Below are 20,846 nucleotides of genomic sequence, written 5' to 3'. Positions count from 1 at the left end.
ATGTCGAACCCGCAATCCCCGCTCTCCGGCGCGGGCCGGAGTCCATGGGCTCCGGCCTGCGCCGGGGCACCCTCGCGGGGACGCGAGAGTGGATTCACCCTCGTCGAGCTGATGGTGGTGATCGTCATCCTAGGCCTGCTGGCGACCATCGTCGCGATCAACGTGCTGCCGGCGCTGGGGCAGGGCAACAGCGCCAAGGCGAAGACGGACATTGCGGCAATCGAACAGGCGCTCGAAATGTACCGGCTCGACAATCTCGCCTATCCGTCGCCGACGGACGGACTGCAGGCGCTGGTCAGTCCGCCCCCGGGTCTCGCTCAGCCGCAGCGCTATCGACAAGGCGGATACATCAAGCGGCTGCCCGACGACCCCTGGGGCAATCCCTATCGCTACACCTTCCCCGGCCAACATGGTGCCTTCGACGTGTTCTCGCTCGGCGCGGACAATAAGGAAGGCGGCGAGGGCGAGAATGCCGATATCGGCAATTGGGGCTAGCCGTCCGCGCCGCGAAAGCGGCTTCACGCTGATCGAGCTGATCGTCGTGATCGCGATCATCGGCGTACTGGCCGCAGGCGTGGTGGTGGCGATGCCCGATCCGCGCGGCCGCTTGCGCGACGAAGCGGAGACGTTTGCCGCCCGCACTGTCGCGGCGCGCGACCTGGCAATCGTAGAAGGCCGGCCGGTCGCCTTGCGGGTCACCGCGCGCGGCTATGCCTTCGATCGGCGGCAGGGCGGAAGCTGGGTGCCGTTGGCCGATAAGCCGTTCCGCTCGCAGCCCTGGAGCGACGGCACCGCCGCAATGGTCGGGCAGGGCGGCACTATGCGCACCGCCTTCGACGCGACCGGCCAGCCGAGCGAGCCGGTGGCGGTCCTGCTGACCCGCGCCGGCGAACAGGTCCGCGTCACCGTTGCGGCCAACGGCGAGGTGCGCACCGGTGGGTGATCGTCAAGAGCTCGGATTCACTTTGCTGGAGATGCTGGTCGCGCTCGCCGTGTTCAGCCTCGCCGCGCTTGCCCTGCTGCGGCTGGAGGGCGCGACCGTGCGCCAAACCGGCGAACTGGACGAGCGGATGCTGGCGCAGCTCGTCGCCCGCAATCTCGCTGTCGAGACGATCACCGATCCGGCCCCGCCGCCGATCGGCCAGAGCACCGGCGAAGCCGTCAATGGCGGACGAAGCTGGCGCTGGGCGCGGGTGACGAGTCGCACGCCGGACCAGCGGCTGGTCCGCGTCGACATCAGCGTCTCGACCACCGGCGCGCCCGCCCTGCTGACCATCGTGCGGCCGGCGACGTGAGACGCAACGGCTTCACCCTTGTCGAACTGCTCGTGGCGCTGACGATCTTCAGCATGCTCGCGGTGGCGGGCGTTGCGCTGCTGCGGTTCAGCGTCGATGCGCAGGCGGCGACCGGGGCGCGGCTGAAGGAGCTGGCGGCGCAGCGCCGCGTCGAGTCGCTGATCCTGGCTGACGCGGCCCAAGCGGTGCCGCGGATCACCCGCAACGAGGCGGGCGATCCCGTGCAGGCGTTCGAAGGGGATGCCAGCGGATTTACCCTGGTGCGCGCCGGCGTGGACGCGCTTGGCGAAGGGGCGCGGCCGACGCTGCAGAAGGTGCGGTACAGCCTCGACGGCGGCAATCTCACCCGCAGCAGCTATGCGATGCTCGACGGAGCAGCACCGGCGGCCACCAATATACTGCTAGGCGGGGTTGCGGGTCTTCGCCTGCGCTATCGCTCGAAAGATGGTTGGCGTGACGTGTGGGACCCGCTGCGCCCGGACCTGATGCCGCGGGCGATCGAGCTGGTGGTGCGCCGTAGCCAGGGTCCCGAGATGCGCTATCTCTTCCTCGTCGGAGCCGCGGCGTGAAGCCCGGCGAGAAAGGGGCGGCGCTGCTGACGGTGCTGCTGCTCGTGTCCGTGATGGCGGTGCTGTCCGCCTCGGCGCTGGAGCGGCTGCGGCTGTCGACCCGTCTTGCTGCGAACGCTGGGGCGATCGATCAGGCGCGGGCCTATGCCGTTGCGGCCGAGGGGATCGCAATGTCCCGGATCACTGCGCTGGTCGAAGCCGATCCGGCGCGAACGCCCGCGCCCGAACAGTGGAACGGACGCGAGACCGCGCTGCCGCTGCCTGGTGGAGCCGCTTCCGCTGTGGTGCGGGACGGCGGCAATTGCTTCAATCTCAACAGCGTCGCGTCCGGCCAGCCCGGGCAGCCCCTCACGACACGGCCGCAGGGAATTGCTCAGTTCGTCGCGCTGATGCAGCTGCTCGGCATCGGCGAAGGCGAAGCGCGCAAGGTAGCCGTGTCGCTCGCCGACTGGATCGACAGCGACACCCTGCCGCAACCCGAAGGCGCCGAGGACCAAGCCTATGCAGGTGGCGACACCCCTTACCGGACCGGCAACACGCTGCTCGCCGATCCGAGCGAGTTGCGTGCCGTTGCGGGCGTGACGCCTGAACTCTACGACAAGGTTCGGCCCTGGGTGTGCACCTTGCCCGTGACCGACTTGTCGCCGATCAACGTCAACACTCTCGCACCCGAACAGGCGCTGCTGCTGTCCATGCTGATGCCCGACAAGCTTTCACCGGATCGCGCGCGGACGCTGCTCCTCGCCCGTCCGCCGGGCGGCTTTGAGAGCGCCTATGCTTTCTGGCGCTCCTCCGCCCTGCAGGGCATGGCGCCCGGCGGCGACGTCGAGGCGCAGACCGGCGTGCGCACGCGCTGGTTCACGCTCAGGCTGCGCGTGATGCTGGGCGATAGCGAAATCGAGGAGACCGCCTTGATCGACGCCGGCCTGCCGCCGGCAAAGCTCGTGCGGCGCAGCTGGGGAGAGGGGGATTGAGCACCCTGATCCTCTTCATCGCGCCCAGCGACCGGCTGCATAGCTGGTGGCTTGAGGAGAACGGCGAAGTCCGTGCACGCGGGGAGGCGGACACGCCCTTGCCGATCGAACTGCCGGAGCGGATAGTTGCGATCGCGCCTGCAGGGGCGATTACGATCCACACGGCCGAACTCGGCAGCCTGACGCCGCAACAGGCCCGCACCGCCGCGCGGCTGCTGGTCGCCGACACCAGCATTGTCCCCGTCGAGACGCAGCATGTCGCGGTGGGTGCCGCCCAGAGTGCCGACCGCAGCGTCGCCGTGATCGGCAATGGCCGCCTGTCGGCCTGGCTGGAGTCGCTACAGGCGCGCGGGATCGACCCCGATGCCTTGCTACCCGCGCCCCTGCTGCTGCCCCGGCCCGAGACCGGCTTCGTGCGGGCGGCGATCGGTGGTGAGACGGTGCTGCGCGGGCGCAGCAGCGCCTTCGCCGAAGAGCCGGGTCTCAGCGAATTGCTGGTCGCCGACGCGCCGACCGAGGATCTCGACGCCGAGCCGCTGGTGCTGGCCGCGCTCGACGATCCGGAACTCGACCTGCGGCAGGGTTCGTTCGCGAAGCGCAGCCGCTTTCGACTCGACTGGGCGCTGGTTCGGCGGCTTGCCCTGCTCGGCGGCGCTGTTGCCGCGGTCACCCTGTTGATCGCGATCGTGCAGACCGTGCGCTACGGTCTTGCTGCCGACCGGCTGGAGGCGCAGGCGGAGGAGGTCGCGCGCGCTGCCGTCGCGAATGCGAGCGGCGATGCGCGCGCAGCGATGACTGCCCGGCTGGCGGCGCGCCGCGGCGGCGGGCTTGGCTTCACGGCGACGGCGGGTGCGGTCATCACCGCCGTCCAGTCAGTCCCGAATGTCGAACTGGCGAGCCTCAGCTTCGACACTGACGGGCTGGTGAGGGCCACAGTGCTCGCACCCGGAGCCGCTGAAGCCGAAGCATTACGCACGCGGCTTCGATCGGCGGGGCTGACGGTGGAGGCGACTCCTTTTACCGCCGAGGCCGGGCGCATCCGCGGCGAGTTCAGGGTGGCCGGACGATGACAGCACGATTCATGGCCTGGTGGCGCGAACGTAGCCTGCGCGAGCAGCGGCTGCTGCTGATCATGTTCGCGCTGCTTGGCCTGACGATCCTGTGGCTGGGCATCTACCGCCCCGTGGAGTCCGCTCTTTCGGCTGCGCGCGAGCGGCATCAGCAGGCGGTGATCGCGTTAGGCGAGGTGCATGCCCAGTCCGACGCGCTGCGGGCCTTCGGAGGCTCTCCCGCAGCATCGGGGCCGCTGGCGCCGATCGTCACCCAGGCAGCGACCGAGGCCGGCTTCGCCAATGCCGTGGTCGCAGCGCAGGGGGAGCGCCGCGTCTCGATTTCCATTCCGGCCGCGCGTCCTGCGCCCGTGCTGGGCTGGATTGCCGGCCTCGAGGCACGGGGCATCGTGGTGGAGCGGCTGACCGCGCGCGCGAACAGCGATCCGACGCTAACCGTCGACGCGACGCTGGCGGCAGGTAGTTGATGCGTATTCTCGTCCCCACGCGGCGGCTGGTGCTGTTTGCGGCGATGTTCGCCGTGGCCTTGCTCGTCACCTTTCCCTTGCGCCTGGCTTTGGGTGCTGCAGGCGGGGTGTTGTCGGCGCGGGAAGCGAGCGGATCGGCTTGGGCGGGAAGCCTCAAGGAAGCGCGGCTCGGACCGGCGGCACTGGGCGACCTGTCTGCCCGACTGTCGCCGCTCGCTCTCCTGACTGGCAAGGCGCGGGTCGAAGTCGCGCGGCCGAGCGGCGCGCCGGATCGCTTTACCGGCGCATTGGTCGCTGGTGGACGTCTCCGAGGCGCCGAAAGCGTCACTGGGATCATTCCGGTGGAGGGGCTGTTCGGCACGCTGCCGATCGCTTCGATCGAGCTTACCGACGTCACCGCCCGCTTCCGCGACGATCAGTGCGACCGTGCCGAGGGATTGGTCCGCGCAAGCCTGGCGGGTGAGTCTGCAAGGCTGCCGCTGCCAACAAGCGTGAGCGGTGCCGCGCGTTGCGATCGGGGAGCCCTGCTGCTTCCGCTCGCCAGCGGTTCGGGCGGCGAGAGCGTAGCGCTGCGCATCTTCGGCGATGGACGTTATACGGCCGAACTGCGGCTGCGGGCGACCGAGCCGAGTCTTGTGGAGCGTCTGAGCGCCGCCGGCTTCACGCCGGGCCCGGGCGGCTATGTGATGACGATCGGCGGGCGCTTCTGAGCCCTTTTGCTTGACGCCGCGGGAGGCACGCTCCTATGTGCGCGCCCACGGAAATCTCCGTTGCGGCGATCGTAGCTCAGTTGGTTAGAGCATCGGTTTGTGGTACCGAGGGTCGCGGGTTCAAGTCCCGTCGATCGCCCCATTTTCCTTAACAATGTCGGGAACTTACGCGTGACTGCCTGGGACTTGCCAGACTTTGACGACCATGAAGGCGTGCATCTCTTCCGCGACCGCGCGAGCGGGCTGACGGCGGTCATTGCCGTTCATTCGACCGCGCTCGGGCCAGCGGCGGGCGGCGTGCGCTTCTGGCACTATGGCGAGAAGGGCGAGGCGGTGACCGACGCGCTGCGCCTGTCGCGCGGCATGAGCTACAAGAACGCGATGGCCGGCCTGCCGCTGGGCGGCGGCAAGGGCGTGATTCTGGCCGACAAGGCGGGCACCAAGACCCAGTCGCTGCTGCAGGCGTTCGGCAAGGCGGTAAACACGCTGGGCGGCGCCTATGTGACCGCCGAGGATGTCGGGATTTCCACCGACGACATGGTCGCGATTTCGAAGGAAACGAAGTTCGTCTCCGGCCTGCCGGTGGCGCAGGGTTCCGCCGGCGGCGATCCGGGGCCGTTCACCGCCTATGGCGTGTTCCTGGGCGTTAAGGCGGCGGTGAAGCGCGCGCTCGGCAAGGACAGCGTTCAAGGCGTGCACGTCGCCATACAGGGCGTCGGCAGCGTCGGGGGCGGCCTTGCGAAGCTGCTCGCGGAAGAAGGTGCGAAGCTCACCCTGGCGGACGTCAATGCCGACCGGGCGGCCGCGCTGGCACAGCAGCTCGGGGGCGCGTCGGTGCCATCCGACGAGATTCTGCGGGTGGAGGCGGACGTTATCAGCCCCAATGCCCTGGGTGCGATCCTGACCGAAGAGAGCATTGCCGCGCTCCGGGCTCCGGTCGTTGCCGGTGGCGCGAACAATCAGCTCGCGACGCCGCAGGACGGCGACCGCGTCCACGCGCGGGGCATTCTCTATGCGCCCGACTATGTGATCAATGCCGGCGGCATCATCAATGTCGGGCTCGAATATCTCGGCCGCGGCGACGAAGCCGAAGTCCGCTCGCGCATCCGGCTGATCCCGGACCGGCTGGAGCAGGTCTGGGCGGAAAGCGCGCATACGGGCGATCCCGCCGCGCGCGTCGCCGACCGCATCGCGCAGCGGCTGATCGGCCGCGGCTGATCGTTTCGCTGGGGGTAAGGACAAGCCCGTGCTTCCTTGGTTCGAGCGGAGTCGCTAGACAGGCGCCGAACATGCACGCGTTCGCCAATCCCACGCGCTTTCTGTCGATCGCCCGGCCGCTGACGCCGTGGCTGCTCGCATTGGGCGGCCTGCTTTCCGCCTATGGCTTTTATGCCGGTCTGGCGCTGACGCCGCCCGACTATCTGCAGGGGCAGAGTGTCCGCATCATGTATGTACACGTGCCGGCCGCCTGGCTCGGCATGGGCGGGTGGATGGGAATTGCGATTGCCAGCCTGACCCAGCTCGTCTGGCGTCACCCGCTGGCCGGCGTCGCTGCCCGCGCGATCGCGGCGCCGGGTGCGCTGTTCACTGCCATCTGCCTCGTCAGCGGTTCCATCTGGGGCAGCCTGACCTGGGGGACCTGGTGGCAATGGGACGGGCGAATGACATCGATGCTGGTCCTGCTGTTCCTCTATTTCGGCTATATCGCGCTCGCCAACTCCGGCGACGAAAAGACCAGTGTCAGCAAGGCGACGGCGATCTTCGGCGTGATCGGCGCGGTCAACGTGCCGATCATCAATCGGTCGGTGGTGTGGTGGAACTCGCTGCATCAGGGGCCGAGCATCACGATGCGCGGATCGACCATCGCGCCTGAAATCCTGTGGCCGCTCGCCTTCACGACCCTGGGCTTCACCTTCCTGTTCGGAGCGGTGGTGCTGATGCGGATGCGCGCGACGCTGGCCAGCGCCAAGGTCGAGGCGCGGCTGCGGAGGCTCGCGACCGCATGAGCCATTGGCCCTATATCGCCGCCGCCTATGTGCTGACGATCGGCGGCATGGCCGCGCTCGTGCTGGTCAGCTGGCTGCGCATGCGCAGGGCTGAGGCCCAGGCGGACACCCTATCACGCTCGTCCCGAGCGCAGTCGAGGGGCGTGGGCACCGGCGCGGAGCAGCACCCCTCGACTTCGCTCGGGACAAGCGGAACCCTATCATGAAAGCCAAGCACCAGAGGCTGACGCTGGCGCTGCTGGCGCTGGCGGCGCTGATCGGCGCGGGCCTGCTCGCGGCTTCGGCCCTGCGCAGCCAGGCGGCCTATTTCTACTCGCCCGCCGATCTGCAGCGGACGCCGGTCGAACCGGGCAAGCACATCCGGCTCGGCGGCATGGTCGCCGACAGGTCGATCGTGCGGGCGCCCGACGGCGTGACGATCGACTTCGTGGTGACCGACGGCCCGGCTAGCAACAAGGTGCGCTTCCGCGGCATCCCGCCGGACCTGTTCAAGGAAAATAGCGGAGTGGTAGCGGAAGGCGCGTTCGGGCCGGACGGCGTATTCGTCGCCGACACGATCCTGGCCAAGCATGACGAGCGTTACATGCCGCCTGAGCTGGCGAAGAAAGACGGGCGGACCGAGCACAAGACGGAGACGCTGCAGCAATGATCGCGGAGGCCGGACTGGCAGCCCTGTGGCTGGCGGCGGCGCTGTCGCTGCTGCAACTGATCATGGGCGCGGTGGCGCTGACACCCGGCCGGGGCGAGGCGAGCGCCATCGTCCGGCCGGTCGCGATCGTGCAGGGCCTGTTGACCCTGCTCGCCTTTGTGGCGCTGATCTGGTTGTTCCTGATCTCCGACATGTCGGTGAAGCTGGTCGCGGCGAACAGCAATTCCGCGAAGCCGCTGCTCTACAAATTCGCCGGCACATGGGGGAACCATGAAGGCTCCATGCTGCTGTGGGTGACGATCCTCGGCGTGGCGGGGGCCGCGGTAGCGATTTTCGAACGGCGGACGTCCGAGCGGATGATGGTCGCGACGTTGGCGGCACAAGCGGCGATCGGTCTCGGCTTTTTCGCCTTCCTGCTCTTCTCGTCGAACCCGTTCGAGCGGCTGGTGCCGGCGGCGGCGGATGGGCAGGGGCTCAACCCGCTCTTGCAGGATCCTGGCCTCGCCTTTCATCCGCCGACGCTCTATCTCGGCTATGTTGGTCTGTCGGTCGCCTTCTCCTTCGCGGTCGGCGCGCTTGTGACCCGGGAGGTGAATGCGGCGTTTGCGCGGGCGATGCGGCCCTGGGTGCTGGGCGCGTGGATCCTGCTGACGCTCGGCATCACGGTGGGCAGCTATTGGGCCTATTATGAGCTGGGCTGGGGCGGCTGGTGGTTCTGGGACCCGGTCGAAAACGCCTCGCTGATGCCCTGGCTCGCGGCGACCGCCTTGCTGCATTCGGTGACGGTGCTTGCCACCCGCGACTCGCTGCGGGCGTGGACGGTCATGCTGGCGGTGGTCGCCTTTTCGATGTCGATGGTCGGCACTTTCCTGGTCCGCTCGGGCATTCTCACCAGCGTCCACGCCTTCGCCGTCGATCCGGAGCGAGGCAGCTTCATCCTAGCGCTGCTCGCCATCTATATCGGCGGCGCGCTGGCGCTGTTCGGTTTGCGCATCGCGACGGTGAAGGAAGGCACGCAGTTCGATCCGGTGAGCCGCGAAGGATCGCTCGTGGCGAACAATCTGCTGCTCACCGCCATTCTCGGCATTGTCTTCGTCGGCACGCTCTACCCGCTGTTCGCCGAAGCATTGTCCGGTGAGAAATTGTCGGTCGGACCGCCCTATTTCAACAGCGCGGCAGGGCCGGTCGCGCTGTTGCTCGTCGCCTTGATGGCGGCGGGACCGGTGATGCGCTGGCGGCGTGACCAGTTCGGCGTGGTCGCGCGGCGGCTCGCGGCGCCGATACTCGTGACGGCGGTGGCGCTGTTGCTGGTCATGATCTTCGCGCCTGGCATCGGCATTTTTCCCGTGCTCGGCCTCGTGCTTGCGATCGGCGTCGGCGCGGGCAGCCTGGCGCCACTCTGGGGGCGCAATCTGCGTCGCACGCCGCTCTTCACCTGGGGCATGGTGATCGCTCATCTGGGGATCGCAGTCGCGCTGGCCGGCATGGCTTCGGAGGCGGCCTTCACCAGGGAAACGCTGGCTGCGGTCAGAATTGGCGAGACCAAGCAGGTCGGTCCGTTCACGGTGCGGCTCGATGCGATCGATCCGATTGCCGGTCCGAACTGGACCGCGCTCGAGGCGACGCTGACCGCCACGCGCGGCGGTTCATCGATCGTGCTGAAACCGCAGGCGCGCAGCTGGCCCAATCCGCCGACCGAGACCAGCGAGTCGGCGATCGCCACACGCTGGAATGGCCAGCTCTACACCGTGCTGGGCAAGCAGGACGAGGACGGCCGCTGGCAGTTGCGGCTGTGGTGGAAGCCGTTCGTGACCTTCATCTGGCTGGGCGGCGGCATGGTCGCGCTGGGCGGCGCGCTCTCGCTGCTCGGCCGCGTCCGACGCGAGCGGCGCTATCAGGACCGGATCGCCTACGCATGAAGCGCTTCTGGCTGTGGGCGCCGCTGATCGGCTTCGTGATCTTCTTCGCGGTCGTCGCGTCGGGGCTGCTCAAGCCCGGCGACCGGGCGATCGCTTCGAAGATGGTCGGCAAGCCGCTGCCGGCCTTCGACCTTCCCGCGGGGGCGCCGGGGCGGGCGGGCCTGTCGAGCCGCGACTTCGCACAAGGCGGCCCGCGCCTGCTCAACGTCTTCGCCAGCTGGTGCGTGCCCTGCATCGCCGAAGCGCCCGTGCTGATGGAGCTGAAGCGGAGAGGCGTGACGATCGACGCCATCGCGATCCGCGACCGGCCGGAGGATGTCGCCGCCTTCCTTGCCCGCAACGGCGATCCCTATGACCGGATCGGCTCCGACACCGCCTCGCGCGTGCAGCTGGCGCTGGGCTCCTCGGGCGTGCCGGAGACGTTCGTGATCGACGGCAAGGGCGTGATCCGCCACCAGCATATCGGCGACATCCGGCCGGAGAATGTCGCCGAGATATTCGCCGAGCTGGAGAAGGCCCGGTGATCAATCACTTTCTCCGTTTGCTTCGAGTGCAGTCGAGAAGCGTATCTCGACTTCGCTCGATACGAACGGCTTTGGTGTGGGTGGCCGTTCTTGCCAGCCCCGGTTTCGCCGACTCGACCCTGCCAGCCGAGAGATATGCCTATACGCAGCTAGCGGACCCGGCGAAGGAGAAGCAGGCCAGGGACCTGATGGCAACGATCCGATGCATCGTCTGCCAGGGCCAGGCGGTGGTCGACTCTGACGCGGAGCTTGCCGGCGACATGCGCGCGCTGATCCGTACCCGCATCGAGAATGGCGAGACGCCGGACCAGATCAAGGCGTGGCTGATCGAACGTTACGGCAACTACATCACCTATGAGCCGCCGCTGGAGCCGATCACCTGGCCGCTCTGGATCGCGCCCCTGCTGCTGCTCGGGCTTGGCGCATGGCTGGCGCGCGGGCGCTTCAGGAAGCATCGCTGATGGGGTGGCTGATCGTTCTCGCGCTGGCGCTGATCGCCGGGGGTGCCCTGTGGAAGTGGGGCAAGCTGCCGCGTTCCGCCTTCGAGCCGGTGGGGGCGGCGCTGCTGCTCGGCCTTGCCGGCTATGCGCTGCAGGGCAGCCCGAATCTCCCCGACAAGCCGGTGCAGTCGCCGGAGAGTGTCGCCAAGTTCGACGAGAAGCAGGCCGAGACGCGCGCGCAGATGGGCCAGCGTTTCGGCAGCGGCCCGCAATGGCTGGTCGCCGCCGACGGTGCGATGCGGGCGGGCGTGCCGCAAGCGGCCGTCACCTACATCAAATCGGGCCTGAAGGAGAATCCGCGCGATCCGGACCTGTGGGTGGGGCTCGGCAACGCGTTGATCGTGCACAATGGCGGCATGGTCTCGCCGGCCGCGACCTATGCCTTTCAGCGTGCCGCCGACATTGCCCCCAACCATCCGGGCCCGCCCTTCTTCATGGGGCTGGCGATGGCGCAATCGGGCCAGTTCGCCCAGGCGAGGGCGATCTGGACGGAGCTGCTCGCGCGCGCGCCGGCCGATGCGCCCTGGCGCGCGGACCTAGAAGCGCGGCTGGCGCAACTGCCGAGTTAGTCTATAAGCGCGCTCGCCAGAGGGTCGGGCGGCCGCGTCGCATGCAAGTGCGCCGAGGAAAGTCCGGGCTCCACGGAACGACGGTGCCGGGTAACGCCCGGCGGAGGCGACTCCAGGGAAAGTGCCACAGAAAGCAGACCGCCTTCGGCTTCGGCCGGGCAAGGGCGAAAGGGTGGGGTAAGAGCCCACCGCGGGCCCGGCAACGGGAACGGCACGGCAAACCCCACCGGGAGCAAGACCGAATAGGGATGGCAAATGGGCCTGTTCCGGCTCGTCATCCGGGTTGGTTGCTGGAGACCGTCAGCAATGATGGTCCAAGAGGAATGGCCGCACATCGTCCAACAGGGCGAGGACAGAACCCGGCTTACAGACCCTCTGGCGCTTTTCTCACCAACTGGCCTTCGACTAGCTCGATGGCATGCGCGATGGCCGACTCGATCGACAGGAAGCTGGTGTCGAGCAGCACCGCGTCGTCGGCCTGGCGCAACGGGGCGGCGGAACGCGTGCTGTCGCGCAGGTCCCGTGCCTTGATGTCGGCTAGCACCTTGTCATAGCTGATCGTGGCGCCGGACCGCACCAGTTCGTCATGACGGCGCCGCGCCCGCACGGCGGAGGTGGCGCGCACGAACAGTTTGGCATCGGCTTGGGGCGCGATCACCGTGCCGATGTCGCGGCCGTCGAGCACGGCGCCACCGGGTTGATTGGCGAAGTCCTTTTGCCGTTGGATCAGCGCCGCGCGGACTGCGGGGTGCGCCGATACGATGGAGGCGGCGTTGCCCGCCGCGCCGCTCTTCAGCCGGACGTCTTCAAGCAATTTGTCATTGAACGTGCAGGCGGCGAGGGCGTCGCCCTCGTTATTGGGGTCGCCACCCTGATCGAGCACGGTCTGCCCCACAGCACGGTAAAGCAGCCCGGTATCCAGATGCGGCAGCTTGTAATGGCCGGCGAGCGCACGGGCGATCGTGCCCTTGCCGCTAGCCGCGGGTCCGTCGACGGCGATGATCATGATCGGGTCTGCAAGTCCGAGATTAGCTTGGTAAAGCCGGGGAAGCTGGTCGCGACCGGGCTGATATCGTCGATCTCGACAGGTGCAAGGCAGTTCAGGCCGGCGACGGCAAAGCTCATCGCGATGCGGTGGTCGAGCTTCGAGGCGACGGTCGCGCCGCCGGCCAGCGGGTCGCCGCCAGTGCCGTCGACAATCAGGCCATCCGGCAGTTCCTCGACGCGGACGCCGATGGCGCGCAGGCCTTCCGCCATGGTGGTGATGCGATCCGACTCCTTGACGCGCAATTCTTCGAGCCCGCGCATCACCGTCGGGCCCTGGGCGAAGGCCGCGGCGACGAACAGCACGGGAAACTCGTCGATCATCGACGGCGCGATCTCCGGCGGCACTTCGATGCCGGACAAGGCCGAGAAGCAGGCGGTGACGTCGGCCACCGGCTCGCCGCCAACCTCGCGCTGGTTCGAGAAGGCGATCTCGGCGCCCATCATGCGCAGCACCTCGTAGAGCCCCGCCCGGGTGGGGTTCACGCCGACATTCTCGATCGTCACCGCTGATCCAGGCACGATCAGCGCGGCCACGACGGGGAAGGCTGCGGAGGAGGGGTCCCCCGGCACGACGATCTGCTGCGGCCGCAGCTCGGCCTCGCCGCGGATGCGAATGTGGCGCTCGCCGCCTTCCGCATCGACCGTGAGCTCGGCCCCAAAGCCGGCGAGCATCCGCTCGGAATGGTCACGGGTCGGCACCGGCTCGACGACGCGGGTGATGCCGGGCGTGTTGAGGCCCGCGAGCAGCACCGCGCTCTTCACCTGGGCCGAGGCGACCGGCAGGCGATAGGTGATCGGCACGGCCGGGCAGAGGCCGCGTAGCATCAGCGGCAACCGGCCGCCGGGCGAGGCGGTCACGTCGGCTCCCATCAGCGACAGGGGCTCGACCACCCGGTTCATCGGACGTTTCGAAAGGGAGGCGTCACCGACAAAGGTGGCGGTGATCGGATGACTCGCGACCAGCCCCATCAGCAGACGCGTCGAAGTGCCGCTATTGCCCATGTCGAGCGCCTGCCCAGGCTGCAGCAGGCCGCCGACGCCGACGCCGGCCACGCGCCAGATCGCATCCGCGGAGCGCTCGATCTGCGCGCCCATCGCCCGCATCGCGGTGGCGGTGGCGAGCACGTCCTCACCCTCGAGCAGGCCCTCGATCCGGCTTTCGCCGACCGCGAGCGCGGAGAGCATCAGTGCCCGGTGGCTGATCGACTTGTCGCCCGGCACGCGCGCCACGCCGCTGAGCGGCCCGGATCGCGCAAAGCTCATCGGCGTCGGGCTCGCATGCACGAAGGGGCGTTCCTGTCTGGATGATCGAAGGCGCGCGGCTTTTGACAGCGCCCATCCGCTATGGCAAGGCGCGCCCGATTGGCGGGGCATCGATGCCGATGCGCCGCTGTTTTCTTTTCTGACGATGTATCCGGAGCAAGGCCACAGATGGTGAAGCCTGAATGGGGTTCGAAGCGCAGCTGTCCGAAGTGCGCGACCCGTTTCTATGATCTGACCAAGGACGATCCCGTCCAGTGCATCAACTGCGGCTATTCCTGGCTGCCCGAGCCGGTGCTGAAGTCGAAGCAGCCGCTGCCGTTCGACGCGCCCAAGAAGGAAGAGGTCAAGTCCGAGGACGATGCGGTGCTCGGCGCCGACGAGGATCTGGACATCGATGAGGGCGAGCCCTCCGTCGACGAGGAAGTCGATCTCGGCGGCGACGACGATCTGGGCGTCGACACCGGCGATGCCGGTGACGAAAGCTGATTGATTTAGCCGATTGATTTCCGTGCGCCGCCCCGCTAACGGGCGGCGCTCAACCCCGCCGGACCAGCCCGGCGGAGGCGCGTGGGGCCGTAGCTCAGCTGGGAGAGCGTCGCAATGGCATTGCGAAGGTCAGGGGTTCGATCCCCCTCGGCTCCACCATTATAACGGGATAGGGCAGCGCCCGCTCATCGCTGCCTGGCCGGGTTTACCTGATACGGAACCCTGACGAACGAAAGGACAAGACCATGCGTCACCGCGTCGGCGGCCGTAAACTTCAGCGCACCGCATCCCATCGCACCGCGCTGTTCCGCAACATGTCGGCTGCGCTCATCAAGCATGAGCAGATCACCACCACCGTCGCCAAGGCGAAGGAGCTCCGCCCCTATGTGGAGAAGCTCGTCACCCTCGCGAAAAAGGGCGGGCTGTCGAACCGCCGTCTCGCTCATGCCCGGCTGCTGGACGACACGCAGCTGAAGAAGCTCTTCGACGTGCTCGCGCCGCGCTATGCCGAGCGCAACGGCGGCTACACCCGCATCATCAAGGCCGGCATCCGCGCGTCGGACGCGGCGCCGATGGCGATCATCGAGTTCGTCGACCGCGACGTCTCCGCCAAGGGCCAGGACTCGGGTCCGGTCCAGAATGGCGACGAGGATTACGCCGAAGCCGCCTGATCGGCAGCGTGAAGGTGTTTCGGAAGGGCTCCCCGTGCGGGAGCCCTTTTCGTTTGCGCTCAGCGTCCGGCGAAGAGGAACGCGACCGCCCCCATCAGGCAGGCAAAGGCGCCGAGGTGGCGCCAGCCGAGCGGCTCGCCCAGCACCAGCACCATGAACACGCCAAAAATGAGCAGCGCGATTGCTTCCTGAGCGACCTTGAGCTGTCCGCCGCTCCAGCCCTGGGCAAAGCCGATCCGGTTGGCCGGCACGGCCAGGCAATATTCGACCAGCGCGATGCCCCAGCTGATCGCGATCACCAGCGGCAGCGCCTTGTCCATCCCGCCCTTCAGATGCCAGTACCAGGCGATCGTCATGAAGATGTTGGAGGCGAAGAGGAGCGCGATGGTGACCATCGCGCCGCTATGCCCAGCCTGAGGGGCGGGCGCTATCCGCTCAGCGCAGATCCGCCATTGCCAGCAGCATGGCGAGCCCCGGGAGCATGCCCTTGAGGCTCGCGCCCTTCTCGACATCGATCCACTCGTCGAGCGCGTGCGCGCGGCCGCCGCTGCCGCCCGAGCCGATGGTGATGCCGGGAACACCCAGGCTCATCGCCATGTTCGCATCCGTCGACGAGGTCTGAAGTTCGGGCTGCAAGCCATTGGCCGCGACGGCTGCCCGGGCGACCTGGACCAGCTCAGAGGTGGCCGGCGTCTGTCCGGCAGGGCGATCGCCGATCAGCTTCAGCTCCGCCTTGATCACACCCGGCTTGGTTGAGCGGGCGGCATTCTCGCCTTTGACCGCATTGTCGACGATGCCGAGGAAGCGCTGCTCGAGCCTGGCGAGCTCGTCCGCGCTTTCGGAACGCATGTCGAACTCCATGAACACGTCATGCGGGATCGAGTTGACCGAGGTGCCGCCGCCGGTGACGCTCGCCGAATAAGTGGTCTTCGGCTTGGCCGGCACTTCGACCTTGTAGAGATCGACCACGGCCTGGGCCATCGCGGTCATCGGGTTGACGATCCCGAACGCGCCATAGCTGTGCCCGCCCGGTCCCTTGAAGGCGACCCGGTAGCGCTTGGAGCCGGTGCCGCCATTGACGATGCGGGCGCCGTCGGTGCCGTCCATGGAAATGAAGGCGGCGATCCGGTCCTTATACTTGCTCTTGGTGAACAGGTAGCGGACGCCGCGCAGGTCGCCGGGGCCTTCCTCGCCGACATTGCCGACGAACAATATGTCGCGGTCGGTCTTCACGCCCGCCGCCTTCATCGCCCGAACATAGGCGAGCAGCACGGCGAGGCTGCGCGTGTCGTCACCGATACCCGGGGCGGAGAGGCGTGTGCCTTCGCGCCGCACCTTCACCTCGGTCCCCTCGGGAAAGACGGTGTCGAGGTGCGCGGCGATAACGATCAGCGGCCGCCCGGCAGCCCCGGTTCCGCGCCACAGGCCGGTCGCATTGCCCTCGGCGTCGATGTCGACATCGACGAGGCCGGCGGCGCGCAGCATGCCGGCATAGGCCTCGGCGCGCTTGGCTTCCTTGAACGGCGGCGACGGAATTTCGGTCAGGGTAACAATCTCGTCGACGATCCGGTCGTGGTCGCGATCGAGATCCGCGACCGCAGCCTTGAAGGCCGGGCTCGCCATCACCCTCGGCACCGGGGTGACCGCGAGGGCAGGAGCTGCGGCGCCGAGCAGCAGGGGCAGGAAGAGAGCCCGCATCAGACGTACCGCGCCTTGACGACCCGCTCCAGCACGCTCAGCGGCATCGCACCGACCGTCAGCACGTCGTGGAAGGCCTTGAGGTCGAAGCGGCTGCCCTGCCGCTGCTTCGCTTCGTCGCGCAGCCGCACCCAGACGGTGTGGCCCAGCTTGTAGCTGCACGCCTGACCAGGCCAGACGGTGTAGCGGTCGATCTCGTTCTGGCTGCGGTTACGGGCGATGCCGGTCGTGGCCATGAAATAGTCGGTCGCCTGTTCGCGGCTCCAGCGCTTCACGTGCAGACCCGAGTCGACGACGAGGCGCGTCGCGCGGAACAGCAGCGACTGGAGATAGCCGACCCGGCCGAGCGGATCGTCTTCGTACACGCCCATCTCGTCGGCGAGCTGCTCGGCATAGAGCGCCCAACCCTCGCCATAGCCGCTGAAGTAACTGCGGCGCCGGATCAGCGGGATGCCGGTATTCTCAAGGGCAAGGCTACCCTGCAGGTGATGCCCCGGCACCGCCTCGTGATAGCTGAGGGTCGCGAGACCGAATTTTGGCCGGTCGAACGTGTCGCGCAGGTTGATGAAGTAGGAAGCCGGGCGCGACCGATCTAGCGGCGCCGATTCGTAATAGCCTCCGGGCGCGCCTGATTGGATCGCCGGCGGCACGCGGCGCGCGACCACTTCTCCCTTGGGCACGGTCGCGAAGGCTTCGAGCAGCCGCTTGGTCATCGCGGCAATCTGCGCATTGAGCGTGGCGACCAGCGCCAATTTGCCTTCATCGGTGTTGGGGAAGACCTGATCAGGCCGCTTGTTGAGGGCGACCAGCCGCTCGCCGACGCTGCCTTGGCTCATCCCCTGCGACTTCAGGATGGCATCGATCCGCCCGGAGATCTCCGCGACCTGCTCAAGCCCGATGCGGTGGATTTCCTCGCCCGTGAACGGCGCGGTGATCGCCGCTTCCGCCGCCGCCGCGTAGAAAGCGTCGCCGTCCGGCAAGCGCCACACGCCAGCATCGTGGCTCGCCTTGCCGCGCAGCTCCTGGACGAGAACGCGCTGCCGGTCGAGCGCCGGAAAGACGTCGTTCGTGACGATCTGCTCGGCGCGCACGGCAAAGCTGTCGGGCAGCTTTTTGGCGGCGAGCTTCTCGCGCAGGCTCTCGACCAGCAGCGTCTGGGCGGCGGGCTTGTCGCGCATCTCGGCGAGCAGCCCGAGGCTGCGATCGAGCACATAGTCAGGCGCGATCACGCCCTTGGCCGCGTCGGCGCGCTGGCGCTCCATGTCCTGCGCGATGGCGACAGGCATGGCAGACAGGCGCGCGAGATAGGCCTCCGCATCGCTGGTGCTGTTGACCGGATGCTGCCCCTCCAGAAAGTCCGGCACCTCGCGATAGGCGCCGCTCATCTGGTTCAGCACATAAGGCGTGTATTGGCCGCCGGTTTCGCCATAGGAAAAGCGCTCGCCGGCGATCGCGCGGTCGAGCTGATACTGGACCACGTCATAGTCGATCTGCGCTCCTGCGCTGAGCTCGTTGCGGTCGATGGCCGCGAGCGCCTTCTTCTCGGCGTGGGTCCGGGCGCGGCGGCGCGCCTGACCAGCGGGCGAATTGTCCGAGAGTTTGCCGCGCAAGGCCGCTCGTGCGCCCGTGTCCAGTCCCAGGTTGGTCGCCTGCTCGGGGCTGTCGTTCAGCCGATCGTAGAAGAAGCGTTCCAGCAGGGCGTGCAGGCGGGCGTCCGCGGCACCGGGGCTGGTTTTCGCCAGTGCGGGGGGCACGGCAGCCGCCGCCGCGACGGCTCCGCTGGAGAGAAGAAAGGCGCGACGATCCATGGATTTGCTCTCTGGTCTGCTATGCAAGATGGCCCCGTCCTGACGCGCCGTGATCATGGATGCAAGCGCCGGTCGTTACGGTGATCGAGTGAGTGCTTGACACTAATGAGAATGATTTGCATTAGCCGCCCCGACACGGCATCTTTCGCCGCAAAGGGGATTGTAGAAAATGATCGCACGCGGCCCGTCCACGGCCTCTCTCGCGCTTGGTTGTATCGGCTTTCTCGTGACCGCGCCGGCAGCGGCTGCCGACGGTATTGCCGTGGCGGCTGATGCGGCAGCCGCCGATCAGCAATCGATCATCGTGACCGGCCGGCCGGAAGCCGAACTGGAAAGCCCCAAGCAGATCGCGCCGCTGCTCGACACGCCGCAGACCGTCACCGTCATCAGCGATCAGGTGATCCGCAAGCAGAACCTGCTGACTTTGCGCGATGCGCTGGCGACGATCCCGGGCATCACCTTCGGCGCCGGCGAAGGCGGTGGCGGCTATGGCGATAGCATCAATCTGCGCGGCTATTCGGCGAACAACGATCTGACCCAGGACGGTGTCCGCGACAGCGCCCAATATAGCCGCACCGACCCGTTCAACCTACAGCAGATCGAGGTCTTCAACGGTGCCAACTCGGTCTTCAACGGCTCGGGTTCGGTGGGCGGCACGATCAACCTGGTGTCGAAGCTGCCGCAGCCGGACAATCTCACCATCGTTCAGGGCAGCGTCGGGACCGACGATTATTATCGCGCGACGGTGGACAGCAACTGGCGCGCCTCCGACCTGATCGCGGTACGCGTGAACGGCATGTTCCACCGCAACGACGTGCCCGGCCGCGATGTCGAGAAGTTCAAGCGTTGGGGCTTCGCGCCCTCGATCACGCTCGGCGTCGATGCGCCGACCAGCCTGACCATCGCCTATCTGCACCAGCGGGACGACAACACGCCCATCTATGGCGTGCCCTTCTTCCGCAACCGGTTGAACAATGGCCCGCTGCCCGGAACCAGCCGCAGCGATTATTACGGTTATCGCAACCTGGACGAGCAGGAAATCACCGTCGATCGGCTGACGGCTACGTTCCGGCACGCGTTCAGCGATGCCGTTTCGGTGCGCAACCTGACCCGCTGGCAACGGGTGGCGCAGGACACCGTCTCCAGCGCGCCGCAAGGGACCTTCTGCCTGGCCGGAACTGGGCGTCAGCCGGTCTCCGCAGGCGCCAACGACGCAGTCGGATCGGCGTGCAACGCCAATCTCACCAACGTGGCTGATGCGAACGGCGTATTCCGCCCGAGCGTGACCGTTCCCGTAGCGCCGGGGTTCTGGCAACCTTCCGGGCCGCGCGGGCTGGTGCGCAATCAGGAGAACCAGCTTCTCTTCAACCAGACCGATCTGCGGTGGGAGGCTGGCGAGAAGGGCGGGCTTTTCAACACGCTCGTCGTCGGCGCGGCCTTCACTTGGGAGGATTACCAGATCGAGAGCGCATCGCTGCCGCGCAACGCATCGGGTGCCCCGGTGATCCTGCCCCAGGAGAGCATCGTCAATCCGACGACCATCTATACCGGACCGATCAATTATACGGTGACAGCGCGATCCAAGAGCGAGACGCGGAACCAGGCCGTCTATCTGTTCGACAATCTCGAGATCGGCAAGTTCGAGCTGAACGGCGGCGTGCGGTGGGAACGGAACAGGGCGACGTTCCGGCCGCTCGCGCTGGCTTCTTACCCGCCTGGCACTGCAGTCCCGTCGGCTGTCGAACTCGCACCGCAGCGGAGCAGCGAGGATCTTTTCTCCTACCGCGTCGGCGTGGTGTTCAAGCCGGTCAAATCGGTCAGCATCTATGGTTCATTCGCCAACGCCAAGACGCCGTCTTCCGCGACCGTGCGCCTTGGCTGCACCAGTGGCTCGGGCAGCACTTTCGTCAACTTCTGCGACGTCGCCCCGGAAACTGCGCGCAACTATGAAGTGGGCGTGAAGGCCGACATCCTGGCCGGCCTTCAGGCGACTGCCGCCGTGTTCCGGAACGAGCGCACCAACTTTCGCGTGCCGTCGAACGATCCGGCGCTGCCCGCCGGCCTTCAGGTGCTCGACGGCCAGTCGCGCGTCGACGGGGTGGCGCTGGGGCTGACCGGCACGGTCGCCGAAGGCTGGACGATCTTCGCCAACTACACCTATCTCGACAGCAAGGTGGAGCAGAGCGTCTCCGCCAAGTGCCTGGCGAACCCTGGCACCGCCGGCTGCGGCAACAGCGCGGCGCTTCCCGACCCCCAGCGCGGCGACCGCCTGGTCCAGACGCCCAAGCATTCGGGCAGCCTCTTCACGACGTATCGCTTACCGTTTGGGCTGGAGCTCGGCTATGGCTTTACCTACCAGGGCAGTTTCGCGCTGAACCAGCGAAACCTCCTGCAGCGCACCCAGTTCAAGTCCGACGACTATCTGGTGCACCGGCTTTATGTCGCCTATCCATTCGCGCCGGGCCTGACCGCCCAGTTGAATGTGCAGAATGTGACGAACGAGCGCTATTTCACTGCGATCCGCAACAATGTGAACGCGACCTCCGGCGCGGTCACTGGCGGCTGGGCCACGCCGGGCGAGACCCGCTCGGCAGTGTTCAGCCTCGTCTACAGCTTCTAGA

23 protein-coding genes, 2 tRNA genes, 1 other RNA gene and 1 pseudogene are annotated in these 20,846 nt (G+C 67.5%); 22 read left to right on the top strand and 5 right to left on the bottom strand.

Annotation, left to right across the window (positions count from 1 at the left end; translation table 11 throughout):
• From gspG to rnpB, 18 genes are all read left to right on the top strand, one after another.
• Positions 1–495, top strand: a complete 495-nt coding sequence (gene gspG / locus HJG53_RS13395; RefSeq protein WP_217352838.1) for a type II secretion system major pseudopilin GspG — start codon at positions 1–3, stop codon at positions 493–495.
• On the top strand, positions 470–943 hold the full coding sequence (locus HJG53_RS13390; protein ID WP_171131383.1) for a GspH/FimT family pseudopilin: 474 nt from the start codon (positions 470–472) through the stop codon (positions 941–943). The genes gspG and HJG53_RS13390 overlap by 26 nt, the downstream gene beginning before the upstream one ends.
• A complete protein-coding gene (gene gspI / locus HJG53_RS13385; protein WP_171131381.1) occupies positions 936–1,295 on the top strand; it encodes a type II secretion system minor pseudopilin GspI in 360 nt (119 codons plus the stop codon). The genes HJG53_RS13390 and gspI overlap by 8 nt, the downstream gene beginning before the upstream one ends.
• A complete protein-coding gene (gspJ, locus tag HJG53_RS13380) occupies positions 1,292–1,864 on the top strand; it encodes a type II secretion system minor pseudopilin GspJ (RefSeq protein WP_171131379.1) in 573 nt (190 codons plus the stop codon). Before gspI ends, gspJ begins: the two co-directional genes overlap by 4 nt.
• Positions 1,861–2,838 carry a type II secretion system minor pseudopilin GspK gene (gene gspK / locus HJG53_RS13375; protein ID WP_368039582.1) on the top strand — a complete coding sequence of 326 codons (978 nt, stop codon included), beginning with the start codon at positions 1,861–1,863 and terminating at the stop codon, positions 2,836–2,838. Before gspJ ends, gspK begins: the two co-directional genes overlap by 4 nt.
• Positions 2,835–3,908: a type II secretion system protein GspL gene (gene gspL, locus HJG53_RS13370; RefSeq protein ID WP_171131377.1), complete on the top strand. Its 1,074-nt coding sequence runs from the start codon at positions 2,835–2,837 to the stop codon at positions 3,906–3,908. Before gspK ends, gspL begins: the two co-directional genes overlap by 4 nt.
• Complete coding sequence (gspM, locus tag HJG53_RS13365; protein WP_171131375.1) at positions 3,905–4,375, top strand: type II secretion system protein GspM; 471 nt, start codon at positions 3,905–3,907, stop codon at positions 4,373–4,375. The genes gspL and gspM overlap by 4 nt, the downstream gene beginning before the upstream one ends.
• On the top strand, positions 4,375–5,085 hold the full coding sequence (gene gspN / locus HJG53_RS13360) for a type II secretion system protein N (RefSeq protein WP_171131373.1): 711 nt from the start codon (positions 4,375–4,377) through the stop codon (positions 5,083–5,085). Before gspM ends, gspN begins: the two co-directional genes overlap by 1 nt.
• A 65-nt stretch (positions 5,086–5,150) precedes the next feature.
• A tRNA-His gene (locus tag HJG53_RS13355) sits at positions 5,151–5,227 on the top strand.
• Positions 5,228–5,256: 29 nt separating this feature from the next.
• Positions 5,257–6,303: a Glu/Leu/Phe/Val dehydrogenase gene (locus tag HJG53_RS13350; protein WP_171131367.1), complete on the top strand. Its 1,047-nt coding sequence runs from the start codon at positions 5,257–5,259 to the stop codon at positions 6,301–6,303.
• Positions 6,304–6,374: 71 nt separating this feature from the next.
• A complete protein-coding gene (gene ccmC / locus HJG53_RS13345) occupies positions 6,375–7,091 on the top strand; it encodes a heme ABC transporter permease CcmC (RefSeq protein ID WP_171131365.1) in 717 nt (238 codons plus the stop codon).
• Positions 7,088–7,297, top strand: coding sequence for a heme exporter protein CcmD (ccmD, locus tag HJG53_RS18395; RefSeq protein WP_217352837.1), 210 nt, complete (start codon positions 7,088–7,090; stop codon positions 7,295–7,297). Before ccmC ends, ccmD begins: the two co-directional genes overlap by 4 nt.
• Complete coding sequence (ccmE, locus tag HJG53_RS13335; RefSeq protein WP_171131362.1) at positions 7,294–7,740, top strand: cytochrome c maturation protein CcmE; 447 nt, start codon at positions 7,294–7,296, stop codon at positions 7,738–7,740. The genes ccmD and ccmE overlap by 4 nt, the downstream gene beginning before the upstream one ends.
• Positions 7,737–9,659 carry a heme lyase CcmF/NrfE family subunit gene (locus HJG53_RS13330; RefSeq protein ID WP_171131361.1) on the top strand — a complete coding sequence of 641 codons (1,923 nt, stop codon included), beginning with the start codon at positions 7,737–7,739 and terminating at the stop codon, positions 9,657–9,659. Before ccmE ends, HJG53_RS13330 begins: the two co-directional genes overlap by 4 nt.
• Positions 9,656–10,183 (top strand): DsbE family thiol:disulfide interchange protein, encoded by a 528-nt coding sequence (locus tag HJG53_RS13325; RefSeq protein WP_171131360.1) that lies wholly within the window; start codon positions 9,656–9,658, stop codon positions 10,181–10,183. The genes HJG53_RS13330 and HJG53_RS13325 overlap by 4 nt, the downstream gene beginning before the upstream one ends.
• Positions 10,184–10,242: 59 nt before the next feature.
• Positions 10,243–10,644, top strand: coding sequence for a cytochrome c-type biogenesis protein (locus tag HJG53_RS13320; protein WP_171131576.1), 402 nt, complete (start codon positions 10,243–10,245; stop codon positions 10,642–10,644).
• Positions 10,644–11,252: a cytochrome C biogenesis protein gene (locus HJG53_RS13315; protein ID WP_171131574.1), complete on the top strand. Its 609-nt coding sequence runs from the start codon at positions 10,644–10,646 to the stop codon at positions 11,250–11,252. The genes HJG53_RS13320 and HJG53_RS13315 overlap by 1 nt, the downstream gene beginning before the upstream one ends.
• 16 nt (positions 11,253–11,268) lie before the next feature.
• Positions 11,269–11,635, top strand: an RNA gene (gene rnpB, locus HJG53_RS13310) — RNase P RNA component class A.
• An 8-nt stretch (positions 11,636–11,643) separates the two neighbouring features.
• Here the strand turns inward: rnpB and cmk are convergent.
• Positions 11,644–12,258: pseudogene (gene cmk, locus HJG53_RS13305) on the bottom strand ((d)CMP kinase); the annotation flags it as partial.
• Positions 12,255–13,562, bottom strand: a complete 1,308-nt coding sequence (gene aroA, locus HJG53_RS13300; RefSeq protein WP_171131573.1) for a 3-phosphoshikimate 1-carboxyvinyltransferase — start codon at positions 13,560–13,562, stop codon at positions 12,255–12,257. The pseudogene cmk and the gene aroA, both read right to left, overlap by 4 nt.
• Positions 13,563–13,730: 168 nt before the next feature.
• On the opposite strand from aroA, the gene HJG53_RS13295 reads away from it, so the two are divergent.
• From HJG53_RS13295 to rplQ, 3 genes are all read left to right on the top strand, one after another.
• On the top strand, positions 13,731–14,048 hold the full coding sequence (locus HJG53_RS13295; protein ID WP_171131359.1) for a TIGR02300 family protein: 318 nt from the start codon (positions 13,731–13,733) through the stop codon (positions 14,046–14,048).
• Between the two features lie 83 nt (positions 14,049–14,131).
• Positions 14,132–14,207 (top strand) — tRNA-Ala (locus tag HJG53_RS13290).
• An 86-nt stretch (positions 14,208–14,293) separates the two neighbouring features.
• Positions 14,294–14,719 carry a 50S ribosomal protein L17 gene (rplQ, locus tag HJG53_RS13285; protein ID WP_171131358.1) on the top strand — a complete coding sequence of 142 codons (426 nt, stop codon included), beginning with the start codon at positions 14,294–14,296 and terminating at the stop codon, positions 14,717–14,719.
• A gap of 59 nt (positions 14,720–14,778) precedes the next feature.
• On the opposite strand, the gene HJG53_RS13280 is transcribed toward rplQ, so the two are convergent.
• From HJG53_RS13280 to HJG53_RS13270, 3 genes are read right to left on the bottom strand one after another with little or no spacing between them, the layout of a single operon-like run.
• The gene (locus tag HJG53_RS13280; RefSeq protein WP_171131357.1) at positions 14,779–15,114 is read right to left on the bottom strand and encodes a DMT family protein; all 336 of its coding nucleotides are present in this window, start codon (positions 15,112–15,114) and stop codon (positions 14,779–14,781) included.
• 40 nt (positions 15,115–15,154) lie between these two features.
• Positions 15,155–16,417: a M20/M25/M40 family metallo-hydrolase gene (locus HJG53_RS13275; protein ID WP_171131356.1), complete on the bottom strand. Its 1,263-nt coding sequence runs from the start codon at positions 16,415–16,417 to the stop codon at positions 15,155–15,157.
• Positions 16,417–18,225 carry a DUF885 family protein gene (locus HJG53_RS13270; protein WP_171131355.1) on the bottom strand — a complete coding sequence of 603 codons (1,809 nt, stop codon included), beginning with the start codon at positions 18,223–18,225 and terminating at the stop codon, positions 16,417–16,419. Before HJG53_RS13270 ends, HJG53_RS13275 begins: the two co-directional genes overlap by 1 nt.
• A 169-nt stretch (positions 18,226–18,394) precedes the next feature.
• Between HJG53_RS13270 and HJG53_RS13265 the strand changes: the two genes are divergently transcribed.
• Positions 18,395–20,845 carry a TonB-dependent siderophore receptor gene (locus HJG53_RS13265; RefSeq protein WP_171131354.1) on the top strand — a complete coding sequence of 817 codons (2,451 nt, stop codon included), beginning with the start codon at positions 18,395–18,397 and terminating at the stop codon, positions 20,843–20,845.
• Position 20,846 lies beyond the last annotated feature (1 nt).

Origin of the sequence: Sphingomonas sp. ID1715, assembly GCF_013044515.1 — a bacterium.
In the GTDB taxonomy this organism is placed as follows: domain Bacteria; phylum Pseudomonadota; class Alphaproteobacteria; order Sphingomonadales; family Sphingomonadaceae; genus Sphingomonas_B.
The sequence above is the reverse complement of the archived record's forward strand: the minus strand, read 5'-3'. Positions and strand labels throughout refer to the sequence as shown.